Annotated in this window: 12 protein-coding genes; 3 read left to right on the top strand and 9 right to left on the bottom strand. The window is 59.6% G+C overall.

The genetic code is table 11. The features are described 5' to 3' along the window. Positions 1–79: 79 nt before the first annotated feature. Positions 80–1,726, top strand: coding sequence for an electron transfer flavoprotein-ubiquinone oxidoreductase (locus CKA81_RS02495; protein WP_164878323.1), 1,647 nt, complete (start codon positions 80–82; stop codon positions 1,724–1,726). A gap of 3 nt (positions 1,727–1,729) precedes the next feature. Here the strand turns inward: CKA81_RS02495 and CKA81_RS02490 are convergent, their stop codons facing one another. The 4 genes from CKA81_RS02490 to CKA81_RS02475 form a co-directional block, all read right to left on the bottom strand. Next, the gene (locus CKA81_RS02490; protein WP_128356484.1) at positions 1,730–2,593 is read right to left on the bottom strand and encodes a DMT family transporter; all 864 of its coding nucleotides are present in this window, start codon (positions 2,591–2,593) and stop codon (positions 1,730–1,732) included. Positions 2,594–2,765: 172 nt separating this feature from the next. Further along, positions 2,766–4,745, bottom strand: coding sequence for an acetate--CoA ligase (acs, locus tag CKA81_RS02485; RefSeq protein ID WP_128353887.1), 1,980 nt, complete (start codon positions 4,743–4,745; stop codon positions 2,766–2,768). A gap of 102 nt (positions 4,746–4,847) precedes the next feature. Next, positions 4,848–6,212 carry an MFS transporter gene (locus tag CKA81_RS02480; protein ID WP_128353886.1) on the bottom strand — a complete coding sequence of 455 codons (1,365 nt, stop codon included), beginning with the start codon at positions 6,210–6,212 and terminating at the stop codon, positions 4,848–4,850. After that, positions 6,209–6,616 carry a heme-binding protein gene (locus CKA81_RS02475; protein ID WP_128353885.1) on the bottom strand — a complete coding sequence of 136 codons (408 nt, stop codon included), beginning with the start codon at positions 6,614–6,616 and terminating at the stop codon, positions 6,209–6,211. Before CKA81_RS02475 ends, CKA81_RS02480 begins: the two co-directional genes overlap by 4 nt. A gap of 170 nt (positions 6,617–6,786) precedes the next feature. Between CKA81_RS02475 and CKA81_RS02470 the strand changes: the two genes are divergently transcribed. Further along, positions 6,787–7,449: a C40 family peptidase gene (locus tag CKA81_RS02470; RefSeq protein ID WP_128353884.1), complete on the top strand. Its 663-nt coding sequence runs from the start codon at positions 6,787–6,789 to the stop codon at positions 7,447–7,449. On the opposite strand, the gene CKA81_RS02465 is transcribed toward CKA81_RS02470, so the two are convergent. The 4 genes from CKA81_RS02465 to CKA81_RS02450 form a co-directional block, all read right to left on the bottom strand. Next, complete coding sequence (locus tag CKA81_RS02465; RefSeq protein ID WP_128353883.1) at positions 7,377–7,742, bottom strand: DUF2325 domain-containing protein; 366 nt, start codon at positions 7,740–7,742, stop codon at positions 7,377–7,379. The two genes, CKA81_RS02470 and CKA81_RS02465, sit on opposite strands and share 73 nt — an antisense overlap. 103 nt (positions 7,743–7,845) lie before the next feature. Next, on the bottom strand, positions 7,846–8,796 hold the full coding sequence (locus CKA81_RS02460; RefSeq protein WP_128353882.1) for a CysB family HTH-type transcriptional regulator: 951 nt from the start codon (positions 8,794–8,796) through the stop codon (positions 7,846–7,848). A 73-nt stretch (positions 8,797–8,869) separates the two neighbouring features. Further along, positions 8,870–10,363 (bottom strand): CoA-acylating methylmalonate-semialdehyde dehydrogenase, encoded by a 1,494-nt coding sequence (locus tag CKA81_RS02455; protein WP_128353881.1) that lies wholly within the window; start codon positions 10,361–10,363, stop codon positions 8,870–8,872. A 36-nt stretch (positions 10,364–10,399) separates the two neighbouring features. Continuing rightward, positions 10,400–11,611, bottom strand: a complete 1,212-nt coding sequence (locus CKA81_RS02450; RefSeq protein WP_128353880.1) for an ABC transporter substrate-binding protein — start codon at positions 11,609–11,611, stop codon at positions 10,400–10,402. Positions 11,612–11,782: 171 nt separating this feature from the next. Between CKA81_RS02450 and CKA81_RS02445 the strand changes: the two genes are divergently transcribed. Continuing rightward, positions 11,783–12,715 carry a LysR family transcriptional regulator gene (locus CKA81_RS02445; protein ID WP_128353879.1) on the top strand — a complete coding sequence of 311 codons (933 nt, stop codon included), beginning with the start codon at positions 11,783–11,785 and terminating at the stop codon, positions 12,713–12,715. On the opposite strand, the gene lptF is transcribed toward CKA81_RS02445, so the two are convergent. Continuing rightward, a complete protein-coding gene (gene lptF / locus CKA81_RS02440) occupies positions 12,712–13,842 on the bottom strand; it encodes an LPS export ABC transporter permease LptF (protein ID WP_128353878.1) in 1,131 nt (376 codons plus the stop codon). The two genes, CKA81_RS02445 and lptF, sit on opposite strands and share 4 nt — an antisense overlap.

The following is a 13,842-nucleotide window of genomic DNA, read 5'->3' as shown; positions in this document are numbered from 1 at the left end:
CTGCAATACAATTGACGCCCAAACAGCAGCGCCTGGCGCAGCCATATTGCCATAGACATCGTTACGGGGGATCTCATCAATGGCTGAACGTGAATCAATGGAATACGACGTCGTCGTCGTGGGCGCTGGCCCGGCCGGCTTGGCCGCAGCCATCAGACTGAAACAACTGGCCGCCCAGCGCGAGCAGGAAATCAGCGTCTGTGTGCTCGAGAAAGGCTCTGAAGTGGGGGCCCATATTCTTTCGGGCGCCGTCATGGACACCAAGGCACTCAGCGAGCTGATACCCGACTGGAAAGAAAAGGGTGCGCCGATACAAACCGAGGTCACCGAAGACAGATTTTTATTTCTCTCCAGCAAGGGCGCCCGCGCGACACCCGGCTGGCTATTGCCGGACTGCTTCAAGAACCACGGCAGCTACATCGTCCGCCTGGGCCATGTCGTGCGCTGGATGGGCGAGCAGGCCGAAGCGCTGGGCGTCGATCTGTTTCCCGGCTTCGCCGCAACCGAGATCCTTTACACCGAAAGCGGGGCCGTGAAAGGGGTCGCAACGGGCGACATGGGCGTGGCCCGCGATGGTACGCCCACCGCCCACTACCAGCCCGGCATGGAACTGCATGCGCGCTATACCGTCTTTGCCGAAGGGTCCCGCGGTCAATTGGGCCGCCAACTGATAGACCGCTACAAGCTGGATGCAGGACGCGATCCGCAAAGCTACGGTATAGGCATCAAGGAAATGTGGGAAGTCGACCCATCGCAATCGCAGCCCGGTCTGGTGGTTCATACCGCCGGCTGGCCGCTGGATGCCGACACCTATGGCGGATCGTTCCTGTACCACTTGTCGGACAACATCGTAGTGGTCGGACTGGTCGTGGGACTGGATTACGCCAACCCGTGGCTCTCTCCTTTCGAAGAGTTCCAGCGCTACAAGACACATCCGGCCATCCGCCCCACCTTTGAAGGCGGCAAGCGCATTGCATATGGCGCGCGCTCGCTCACCGCCGGCGGCCTGCTGTCGCTGCCCAAACTTTGTTTTCCCGGCGGCGTGATGGTGGGCTGCGAGGCCGGCGTACTGAATGCCTCGCGCATCAAGGGCAGCCACTCGGCCATCAAGACAGGCGCCCTGGCCGCCGAGGCCGCCTTTGCGGCCATCCTGGCCGACAGGCGCCACGACGAACTGGTCGATTACCCTGTCGCCTTCGAGCAATCGTGGCTGCATGCTGAACTGAACAAGGCGCGCAACTTCAAGCAGTGGTTCAAGAAGGGCCGTACCATCGCCACGCTGATGACCGGCGTGGAGCAATGGCTGCTGAAGGGCAAAATGCCCTGGACCTTGCACCATAGCAAGCCGGATCACGCCTGTTTGCAGCCGGCATCTGAATGCGTGCAGATTGATTATCCGAAACCGGACGGCAAGCTCACCTTCGACAAACTCAGCTCGGTGTTTATCTCAAACACCAACCACGAAGAGAACGAACCCGTACACCTGACACTGAAAGACGCTTCCATACCTGTGTCGGTCAACCTGGCCAAGTATGCAGGTCCCGAAGCCCGCTACTGTCCCGCCGGCGTGTATGAGTTCGTCAAGACAGATGCCGGCGAAGATCGCTTGCAGATCAACGCGCAGAACTGCGTGCACTGTAAAACCTGCGACATCAAGGACCCTACCCAGAATATTGTGTGGGTGGCGCCGCAAGGCGGCGAAGGCCCCGTCTACAACGGCATGTAGGCGCTATCGGCGGGCGGCGCCGGGCAAACGGCGCCGCATGCCGGCCGAGGTCACGATGACCAGCCCCGCCAAAATCAAGACGATACCGCCCACCTCGGCCGCAGAAGGCCGCTCGTCCAGCAGCAGCCAGGCCAGGATGACCGTCAGCACCGGCACACCCAGGCTTGATATACCCGCCACCGAAGCACTCACGCGGCGCACCACCGACATCCACAACCACCACCCCAATGCGGATGCGCCCACGGCCATGTAAGCCAGGCCCAGGCTTAACTCCCATCCCCACACAATGGGGCGCTGCGGAATAATCAAGGTAAACGGCCAGGTCAGGACGGCCCCCAGCAGCATCTGCCACATCGTAACGGTCAGCACGTTAAGGGTATGGCGCTGGAACATTTTCTTGGCCAGGACGGCGCCCAACCCCCAGCACACGCCCCCGGCCAAGGCAATGAAAGAGGCGGTCAGCGACCCCAGGCCCTGCCAGGGCGCAATGATGCCCGTCAGCCCGACTCCGGCCAGCACAAAGCCGACTACGTGACGTTTCGTGGGCTTCTCGCCCAGGAGCCCCCAGGCGAACAGAGCCATCCAAAATGGCATGGTGTAGGCCAGCATGACCACATGACCGGCACCGCCCGTAACCAGGGCCAGTTGAGAAAGGCACTGAAAGGCCATGGTCTGGAAGACCGCCGTACCCAAGGTGAGCCATAGCGGCGGAAAGGCCAGCGTCTGACGGGTGGCCAGCAGCATGATCAGCAACACCGGGAACGCAATAAGGTAACGCCACATCACCAGATCGAATGGGCCGATCAAGGGCACCATGGTCTTCATCACGATCCAGCTGAAGCCCCACAGGCCAACGGTAAGAGCCATCAACCCCAACGCGCCGCGATCCGGTTGGCCAGCTTTCAAGATAATCTCCGCGATACGATGAAAAGAAAAATCAGGCCGTAGCCTGATTATTAGGGGCAAGTAATGATGCGCACAATATATCACCCCATCCCGCCCGAGCAAGCAGCCGCAGCGACTGCTGCGGCCTACACGCTTAGTGAGCCTGTGACAGCTGATCCAGGATGGCCGGATTCTCGAGTGTGGAGACGTCTTGCGTAACGGTCTCTCCTTTAGCCACAACCCGCAGCAGGCGGCGCATGATCTTCCCCGAACGTGTCTTGGGCAGATTCTCGCCGAAACGGATATCTTTGGGCTTGGCAATAGGGCCGATTTCTTTGGCCACCCAGTCGCGCAGCATTTTGGCAATGCGATCAGCGTCTTCGCCGGCCGGCAGCGTTTGCTTAAGCACCACAAACGCAACGATGGCTTCGCCGGTGGTCGCGTCGGGTCGGCTGACTACAGCTGCTTCGGCCACGGTTTCGTGAGCAACCAGGGCAGACTCGACCTCCATGGTGCCCAAGCGGTGGCCCGACACATTGATCACATCGTCGATACGGCCCATTATCCAGAAATAGCCATCGGTGTCGCGCTGGGCGCCGTCACCTGCCAGGTAATACCCTTTTAGCTCCGGCGGAAAATAGCTTTTCTTGAAGCGTTCGGGATCGTTCCAGATGGTGCGTATCATCCCTGGCCAGGGGCGTTTGATGGCCAGGAAGCCACCCTTGCCGCGCCCCACCTCGGCACCGGACTCGTCCACCACAGCAGCCTCGATGCCGGGCAGCGGCAAGGTGCACGAGCCAGGCTTGAGCGGCGTGGCGCCCGGCAAGGGGGTGATCATGTGCCCGCCGGTTTCGGTCTGCCACCATGTGTCCAACACCGGGCAACGCTCGCGCCCGACATTGGTGTAGTACCACATCCAGGCCTCGGGATTGATGGGCTCGCCCACCGACCCGATAATGCGCAAGCTGCCCAAATCGTATTCGCGCGGATGATATTCGGGCGCCGACTCGGCCGCCTTGGTCAATGACCGGATCGCCGTAGGCGCCGTATAAAACACGGTGACCTTGTGACGTTGGATCATTTCCCAGAAACGACCCACATTCGGATAGGTCGGTATGCCTTCAAACACCACTTGGGTAAGCCCGGCGGCCAGCGGCCCATAAGTGATATAGGTATGGCCGGTTACCCAGCCGACGTCGGCCGTGCACCAGAAGACATCGCTGTCCTTGGAGTCGAAGGTCCATTTCACCGTCAACAGCGCCCACAGCAGGAAGCCGGCGGCGGCGTGCTGCACACCCTTGGGCTTGCCGGTGGAACCGGACGTATACAGAATAAATAGGGGGTGTTCGGCGTCAAGCGCCACCGGCTCGCATTCTGCCGGCTGGTTGGCGCTGGCATCGTGCATCCAGACGTCGCGGCCTTCCTGCCACTGCACGGCCCCACCGGTACGCTTGTACACAACCACGTGCCGCACTGCTTCGCAGCCGCCCATGGCCAGCGCCTCGTCGACCGCCGCCTTCAGGGGGATGGCCTTGCCGCCGCGCACCTGTTCATCGGCGGTAATGACGAGCGTGGCGCCAACGTCTACCGCACGTTCCTGCAAGCTTTTCGATGAAAAGCCGCCAAAAACCACCGAATGGATGATGCCCAGCCGCGCGCAGGCTTGCATGGCCACCACTGCCTCGATGGACATGGGCATATAAATAATGGCGCGCTCGCCCGTCTTGTGCCCCAGGGCCTTCAAGCCGTTGGCGAACTCGCACACCCGAGCATGCAGCGCTTTATAGGTCACCGTCATGACCTTGCCATCGTCCGATTCGAAAATAAGCGCCGTTTTATTGGCGGTTGGGGTGTTCAGGTGTTTGTCCAGGCAGTTTGCCGAGACATTCAGTTGACCATCACCAAACCAACGATAGAACGGCGCTTCGGACTCATCCAGCACCTTGGTGTAAGGCTTTTGCCAGACCAGGTTTTCGCGTGCCAGGCGGTCCCAGAAGGCATCGGGCGATTTGCGCGCCTCGTCGCATAGTGCCTCATACGCTTGCATGCCCGATATGGCCGCGCCTTCGACCAGGTTTTGAAACGGCTGAAAAACCCGATTCTCTATTAGTACGGATTCTATTTCGGTTGACATCTGATGGCTCCTTTTTAAAGTATGTTGTCGGTTTTTTGATCCACCGTAGCGCGCCAGGCTTACATCATGCTGACAAGGCTCGGAAAAACCGGACAATTTTTGTCACAGGGCGGCAGCTTGGGGTTTACCCATAGTATCGCGCACGCGGGCGCCACGATCAAAATCCAGCCTTGTCAATACGGCTAATCCCACCAGGAAGAACAGACCCGTAAACAGCAAGGCCAGGCGATGATTGCCACCGGTTGTCCAGGTCACGATGCCATAGCACAAGGGCCCGACCACCGCCGCGAGCTGGGTGGCGAAGGTCCACAGTGCATAGAACTCTGCCAGACGCTGCCCAGGGGCCAGCGCACCGACCATTGCACGCCCCGCACTTTGGCTGGTGCCCATGCACAAGCCCGCCACGGTCGCCGCGAGCCAGAATACCCAGGGCTGCACGGCCACATAAGCCAGCCCTATCATTACCATCCAGCCGATCAGGGTGACGGCCAGCGCCGGCTTGTGTCCGACGCGGTCCTGCACATAGCCGAACAGGAAGGCACCTGCGGCAGCGGCAATATTGACCGTGAAGACCAGCATCATGGTCTGGGCCATCGTGAAGCCCATCGCCTCCGTGGCATAGACGGCTGACAGCGTAATGACGACAGAAATGCCGGCATGATAGAAAGCGCCGCACACAAGCAATGTGCGAAAGTCAGTATAGGAGTGGCCGGTTTCCTTCCAGGCTGCATGCAACCGGGCGAACATGCCCTGCGCCGGTGCCCGGCTGGCCGGCGTGCGCTCGCGCAGAAAAAGGAATGAGGGAATGGCAGCCACGGCAAACAGGACAGCCGTCAACACCATCACATTAGGCACGTACTGGCTTGCTGTTTGGCCGGCGTCGCTGGCCCACGATACCAGCGCCAGCGACAAGCCCAGGGTCAGCATGCCGCCAAAATATCCGAAGCTCCAGCCCCAGCCCGACACACGACCCAGCGCGGTGGGCTTGGCGATCTCGGGTAAAAATGCCGCAATAATGGATTCGCCAACGCAGTAGCAATAATTGGACAAGGCCAGCGCAAACAGACCCCAGGCGATGTCTCCCGGCCCAGTGAAGGCCAGCAGCAGGGTGGCGAGCACACATCCCACCGTGCTGGTGAACAGCAAGCGGCGTTTACCCGCCCTGGCATCCGCGCGGGCGCCCAGCGTGGGCATCGTCAACATCACAAGTAAATAAGACAGCGACAAGGCCCCGGTAAAGGCCAGGGTGCCCCAATCTTTGCCGGCCGCCACCACCCCGACGAAGTAGGCGCTGAATACCGTGGTGAGGACGACCGTGGTGTAGCCCGAATTGGCAAAGTCGTACATGGCCCATGCCCAGACCTCACGACGGGTAACCCCCGAGTTGAGCGCGGAGCGCAAAACGCGCCCTTCTGGGGCGCGTTCATCCTGCGGGGCGTCCGATGCTTGGGTCGGACGGTGGTTCATGCTTGCAGCGCGGCAATTCCGGCGCGGGCGATGTCGACGTCTTCATTGGACTTCACCCCGGATACGCCCACGGCGCCCACGACCTGACCCTCCACAATAATGGGTACGCCGCCTTCCAGCATGCCATCCAGGCCGGGCGCAGACAAAAATGCCGTGCGGCCCTGATTGATGATGTCTTCATAGGATTTGGTTTCGCGCTGCCCCAAGGCTGCGGACCTTGCCTTGGCCGGAGAAATCTGCGCCGAAATCGGTGCAGCGCCATCCAGCCGCGTCAGCCCAAGCAGATGTCCACCGTCATCGACCACCGAAATGGTCACGGCCCATTGATGCGTGACAGCATGCTGCGCAGCGGCAGCCAGGATGGCTTGCACGTCGGTAAGGCTTAATACGGGTTTGCTTTTCATGTCTTCCCTGTGGATTTAATTATGGCATTGCGAACGGCCGTAAGGCCTTGCGCCCTATAGACTAGCCCGTACACCCTATTGCCGTAAAGTCGGAATTTTGGCAAAACGGCTTTACGTACCTGGTTCGATTCGTTAAACTTGCCCGCATTCTTCATGTTCCGCCTATCCTAATGCCGCCGCACCGACTATCCCCGTACTTGACCACTGACCTCTTACTTCGCGGCGTAAAAACCCTTCTTGTCGCCTCGGCGCTGGTGCTTGCCGGTTGCGCCGCCAATGACAATCAGCAGCAATACGCGCAAAGCAGTGCAGAAAGACTGGAGCGCGACCGCTACCTGGCGCAAACCCAAGCCGACCCTCTGGGCGCTTACCTAAACAATCGCGAACGCCAGTACGCCACTTCCGAGCCACAGCAAACGGCCAAGACATTCGCCAGCACGGCGCTCACCATGCTGGGTATCAAATATCGCTATGGCGGCGAAACGCCCAACACCGGGTTCGATTGCAGCGGACTGGTGGCCTATGCCGCCGAGAAATCGCTGGGCTTGAAATTGCCGCGTCAGTCATCCCAAATGGCGCGTGAAGGCATTTCGGTCAAATCCAGCGAGCTGCGCAAGGGCGACCTGGTGTTCTTCAACACGCGCGGCCATCGCAATTCGCATGTGGGCATTTATCTGGGCGACAGCAAATTCGTCCATGCGCCCCGCAAGGGCGCGGTCGTCCGAATCGAAAGCATGGATGTCGCCTACTGGAAGAAGCGCTATAACGGCGCTCGCCGCTTGGCCGCTACCACCTCGCGCTCATTGGCCGCCAACGGGCAAGCTTCACAGTAACCACACTGGTTCAAAGCCTGTTTCATGCTGCACACCGAGCGGCGGCATGCCAGAACCCGTATGCCGGCGCGTTGCGCAGCGGCACGAAAAGTCTTCATCACGTTGTGGCCCAGAAAATCCGTAAGCAGGATCAATAGCTCGGTGCCCGAAGGTAGCTGCAAGGTCTTCTTTTGATGCGAGGGATCGCGACCACTGATGTGGTGGCGGATGGCAATATTGTGCCCTTTTAGCAAGTCCGGAATATTACCCAGGCGATCCGCCCCGACGACTACTGCGCTGACTACGTGAGACATGTTGAATGCTCCGAAATGACGATGTCCGGTAACGATAATCATTCTTATTAGCATTGTCAATAAAAATGGGAATCGTTGCCTGTCACAGCCGGAGCATTACCGATCAGCCCGCCTTGGGTGTCTTGTCGATGGCCTCTTGCACCACTTCGCGAGTCAGCTCGGGCGCCATCATTTCCAGCAGCACGTAGACGTAGTCCCGCAGGAACACGCCCGACTTCACTGCAACGCGGGTGGTATGCGTGCCGAACAGGTGGCCTGCGGGCAAACCGACGAGCCCTTTATCGCGGCGCGGGTCAAAGGCCATGCCGGCGATAATGCCGATGCCCAGGCCCACGTCCACATAGGTCTTGATAACGTCGGCGTCGATGGCCTCAAGGACGATGTCCGGCGTGATGTCGGCAGCGGCGAACACCTCGTCTATGCTGCGCCGGCCCGAAAAGGCCCTGTCGTAGGTAACGATGGGATACTCGGCCAGCTGTTTGAGCGATATGTCGCGGGCCTCGCTCGAGCGCAGTTCGGCCAATGGGTGATCAGGCCGCACCACGATGGTGTGCTCCCATGAATACAAGGGCAAGGCGGCAAGGCCGGGCGTCTGAGCCAGGGTCTCAGTGGCAATCGCCACATCGGCCTGTTCGTGCAGCAGCATGCGGGCCAGGTGCGGCGGGTTGCCTTCAGCCAGCGACAGCCTTACCTTGGGAAAGCGCTCGCGAAAAGCCGGAATGACCTTGGGAAGAATATAACGAGCCTGAGCGTGGGTGCACCCTATGGTCAGGCCACCCTCATCGCGGCGGGCGAACTCGTCGCTGACCTTCTTCAGGTTGTCCACTTCCCGCATGATGCGGTCGATGACCTCAGCAACGACCAGTCCTGGCTTGGTCAAGCCTTTGATCCGCTTGCCGTGACGCTCGAAGATTTTCACCCCCAACTCGTCTTCAAACTCGATAATGGCCTTTGACACGCCCGGTTGAGAGGTGAACAGGGTGCGAGCCGCTTCGGTCAGGTTGAAGTTGCGCCGTATCGTTTCGCGAACGAAACGGAATTGCTGGAGGTTCATAAAAAAATAGCCCTATAGGAAGGGCTATTATATGTAATAAGAAACCTGAAATATATTGTTATTGGTTATAAGCTTACTTCATCGATATGGTCGTATTGACGCCCGATGCGTGAGCCACCCACCTTGCCGTAACGGTTTTGGTCTGAGTCCAGAAGTGCACCGCCTGCTTGCCATTTGGACCCAGGTCGCCCAGCTTGGATCCGCGCGAACCGGTAAAGCTGAACCATGCAACCGGAACCGGGATGGGTATGTTGATACCGATCTGCCCCACGTCGATATGATTCTGGAAGTACCGCGCCGCGCCGCCATCTTGTGTAAAGACCGCCACGCCGTTGCCGTTGGGATTATTGTTGATGAACTGCACGGCCTCTTCCAGCGTGTCGACACCGACCACGCAAAGCACTGGCCCGAATATTTCTTCCTGGTAGATTGCCATGTCGGCTTTCACGCCGTTGAATATCGTAGGACCCACGAAATTGCCCTTTTCGTAGCCTGGCACATTCAGCTTTCGTCCATCAAGCACCAGTTCGGCGCCTTCCTTGGTGCCCTGTTCGATCAGACCTTCCACCCGCTTCTTGGCATTGGGCGATACCAGCGGCCCCAGGTCCGCGTCGCGGTCCGAGCCGATGCTGACCTTGAGCTTCTTGGCGCGCTCGACGAAGTCCGGCAGCCAGTCGCGAGCTTCGCCAACCAGCACGGCCACAGAAGTGGCCATGCAGCGCTGGCCCGCCGCGCCAAAAGCGGCCCCCACTAATTGATTAAGCGCCACCTCGCGATCAGCATCGGGCAAGATCACGCAATGGTTCTTGGCACCCATCATGGCCTGGCAGCGCTTGCCGGCGTTCGAGGCGCGCCGATAGATCTCGGTGCCCACGTGCGTGGAGCCGATAAAGGAGACAGCCTTGATATCGGGATGGTCGCACAAGCCGTTGGCGGTGTCCGGCCCGCCATGCACGACGTTGAGCACGCCTGGCGGCAAGCCCGCCTCCAGGGCCAGCTTTGCCAGCATCAGTGAAGAGCTGGGGTCTTGCTCGGAAGGCTTAAGGATGAAGGTATTGCCTGCCGTGATGGCCATGGGGAACATGAAGCAGGGCAACATGATGGGGAAGTTGAACGCCGTAATGCCGGCGCATACGCCCAGCGGCTGAATCAGTGTGTATACGTCGATACCTGTGGCGGCATTCTCGGCGTATTCGCCCAATTGCAACGAGGCCATCGCGCAAGCATGCTCGATGACCTCCAGGCCGCGATGCACTTCGCCTTCGGCGTCGGGCAAGGTCTTGCCATGTTCCAGCGAGATCGATTTCGCCAAGGCCTCGACATTGTCGCGCACCAGTTTTTGCAAGTTAAGCATCACGCGGGTGCGCGTCGCCTGGCTGGTATTGCGCCAGGTCTGGAAAGCTTCCTTGGAATTGGCGACCGCCTGTTCCAGCTCTTGTTGGGTCGCAAAAGGAACTTGCGCGACCACCTCCTGGGTGGCGGGATTCACGACATCGCGCCATTCGGTGGTTTTGGACTGCACAAGCTCGCCGCCGATCAGCAGCGGGATACGGGGAACTGCACTCATTAAGGTCTCCTTGGCGCATTCATGATGCGTAATGAATCAACTTTTCTTCACCAGCGGGCAGCTTGACTTGGCCAGCGGCTGAAAGGCTTCCTGGGCGGGTATGGTCGCCACCAGCTTGGACAGGTCCCATTCGCTGGACGACTCGGCCGGCGTTTTCACTTCATATAAATACATGTCGTGTATGACACGTCCGTCCGGCCGGATCGACGCGTTGCGCATGACGGCATCGTCGATGGGGATTTCGCGCATCTTTGCCGCAACCACATCGCCTTCGGTAGACTGCGTTGCCGCGACTGCCTTGAGATAATGCAAGACACTGGAATACACGCCGGCGTGGGTCATGGTCGGTTTCAAGCCATCGAAGGCCTGGGCATAACGATCCGACCAGGCGCGTGTGTCGTCATCGAAATCCCAATAGAAGCCATCGACGTAAGTCAGGCCCTGCGCATTCTCCAGGCCCAGCGCGCGCAAGTCGGACAGGAATATCAGCAAGGACGCCAGACGCTGTCCGCCTTCAACGATGCCGAATTCCCTCGCCTGCTTGATGGCGTTCACGACGTCGGCGCCGCTGTTGGCAAAGGCCACGACGTCGGCCTTCGAACTTTGTGCCTGCAACAGGTAGGAAGCGAAGTCAGGCACGTTAAGCGGATGCAGTACCGAGCCCACCACCGTGCCGCCCAGCGCCTTGACCATGTCTTCCGAGCCCTTCTGCAGCGAATGGCCGAAAGCGTAGTCAACGGTGATGAAGAACCATGACTTGCCGCCCTTATCGATCATGGCTTTGACGCCACCCACCGATTGGGAATACACATCGAACATCCAGTGGAACCCCACAGGCGAGCAGGCATCGTTGGTCAAGCCCGTGGTTGCCGGGCCCGAGAACATGACCACTTTGTTTTTCTCTTTGGCGATGCCTTGCACCGCCAGGGCCACGGCAGAATTGGTCAAGTCGGCAATAGCGGTCACGCCGTCACGGTCAAACCATTCGCGCGCCTTGGCGGCACCCACATCGGCCTTGTTCTGGTTGTCGGCCGACACCACTTGGATATCCATGCCCTTGCATTCAGCTGCCAGGCAGTCTTCTATGGCAAGCTTGGCGGCGGCCACGGATCCGGCCCCCCCCATGGACGCATAGGTGCCGGACATGTCGGTCAGTATGCCGATCTTCACCGGCGGCGCTTCGGCATATGCAGATCCGGCAAGCGCACAACACAAGCCCGCCGCCAGGAACGTCGCAAATTTTTTCATGCTGGTCTCCGTTGTCTTATGGTTTTGGGTGCGGCGAGGCACGTCTTCGGTGTGCTTCGGGGCACTGAAGGGCGGCTTGTGTCAGCCGCTTTCCCGAGTGTAGTTGTGTAAAAAACTTATTTCCACGAGAATATTTGCACATTCAATGCTAATTAATGCACAACGGATTTCATGCTCGATTGGGACGGACTGCGCTATTTTCTGGAAGTGGCCCGCACGCAGCGTGTCAGCGCGGCGGCGCAGCGCCTGGGCGTGCAGCACACCACCGTATCGCGCCGCATCCGTGCGCTCGAGCGCGACCTGGACACTGTGCTGTTCGACAAATCCAAGTCCACCGGCTTTACGCTAACCGAGGAAGGCGTGCGTTTCTTTACGTATGCCGAGCAGATGGAAGGCACATTGATCACGGCGCAAGAGGCGGTGTCGGGCCAATCGCGGACGCTATCCGGCCACTTGCGGGTGGGTTGCACGGAAGGCTTCGGTAATTACGTGCTGGCGCCACTGATGACAGACTTCCAGCGGCGCTACCCCGCCATCACGCTGGACATCATGCCGGTGCCCCGGTTCATCAGTCTGTCCAAACGCGAAGCCGACATTGCCATTTCACTGGAACGCCCGCAGCGCGGGCCCTATCTGTGTACCAAGCTGCACGACTACGCATTGAAGCTGTACGGCAGCAAGGCCTATCTGGATGCCGCGCCCGCCATCAAAACGCCGGAAGACCTGGCCGCGCATAGTTTCATTGGTTACGTGGAGGAACTGCTGTTCAGCGATAGGCTGCGCTATCTGGAAGATATCGTGGCAACCCAGCGCGTGATCTTCAAAAGCACCAGCGTCATTGCGCAATATCATGCCGCACTGCAAGGGCAATCGCTGGCCATCCTGCCCTGCTTCATCGCTGCCCAGGATCCGCGCCTGCAAGTGGTGCTGGACGATCATGTCGAAGTGACGCGCAGCTTCTGGATGTATTGCCATGAAGACCTGCGCTATTCCAATCGTGTGATGGCGCTATGGGACTTCCTGAAGAAATCGGTGCAGCTGAACCAGCCGCTGCTGTACGGGCAGGCCGGCACGCTGCAATACCTGCCCCGCGACAGCGGCTAGGGACCAGTCGCGGTGGCGACGTTCTGCGCAGATCGTCGCGGCGCCTTGACCCGTAACTTGCGCCACATCATATAGACCATCAGCGCGGTAAATGCGGCATGGACCAGCCAGATCCCTATGCCGAAACTGAGCTGGCCGTTGCCTATCCAGCCGCGCGACAGGTTGATCAAGTTCATGTACAGCAGGCCCACCAAGCCAGCGATCAGGAAGTCGCCAGAGCGACCCAGCCGTGGGTTGACGGCTCCCAGGGGGATGGCAAGCAAGGCCAGGTTGAGCGCAGCCAGAGGCAGCGCCAGACGCCACATGATCTGCGAGCGGGCGGTATCGTTGTCGTCCAGAAGCAGCTGCGCGGTGGGCCTGGCCTTGATTTCGCTCTCGGCCAGTGCCCGGACGGCGTCTATCGAGCCCGCTTCCGCCTTGCTTTCGAGTCGAAAGCCATAGCGCTCGAAATCAATCAGGCGAAAATCAGCCTTGCCCGGCTGCAGATCGTAGCGGTGCCCTTCACTGAGCACCAGGAAGCGATCACCGTTCTCTTCGGTCTGGATGCGCGCGCTTTGCGCGGTAATGACGCTAAGCCATTCTTCATCGATGACCCGAGCGATCACATTACCCATTTCTTCGCCGGGCCGGGTAGGCTCCTCGGCAAAAAACACACGGTCGCCGCCTTCAGTCTCGATAAACTGGCCGGCTGTCACCTTGGACAAATCGGAGCGCTGCTCATAGCGTTGCCGATACTCGCTGATCTGGCGATAGGCCCAGGGGGATGCCAGCAGCGTCAGCACGGCAATGATCAGGGCCACGGGCACGGCGCAGCGCAACACCGGGCCGACCCAATCCTTCAAGGACAGGCCGCTGGCGAACCACACGACCATCTCGGATTCCCTGAAGTTTCGCGTGATGGTGGTAAGCACCGCAATAAAGAGTGATACCGACAAAATGACGGGCAAGGCCGTGATGCTGGAAAAGGTCGCCAGACCAAAGACGACGTCCGCGCCTATCGAACCGTTCGCCGCTTCTCCGAGCAGTCGCACCAGCAGCACACTGAGCCAAACAACAAGCAGGGTGGAGAACACCACGCCAGCATGGCTCAGGATTTCGGATACGACGGAACGCTTGAATAGTGACAT

The sequence above is a fragment of the Pollutimonas thiosulfatoxidans genome (genome assembly GCF_004022565.1).
Lineage (GTDB): Bacteria > Pseudomonadota > Gammaproteobacteria > Burkholderiales > Burkholderiaceae_B > Pusillimonas_D > Pusillimonas_D thiosulfatoxidans.
Note: the sequence above shows the minus strand (reverse complement) of the source record. Positions and strands in the feature narration are given on the sequence as shown.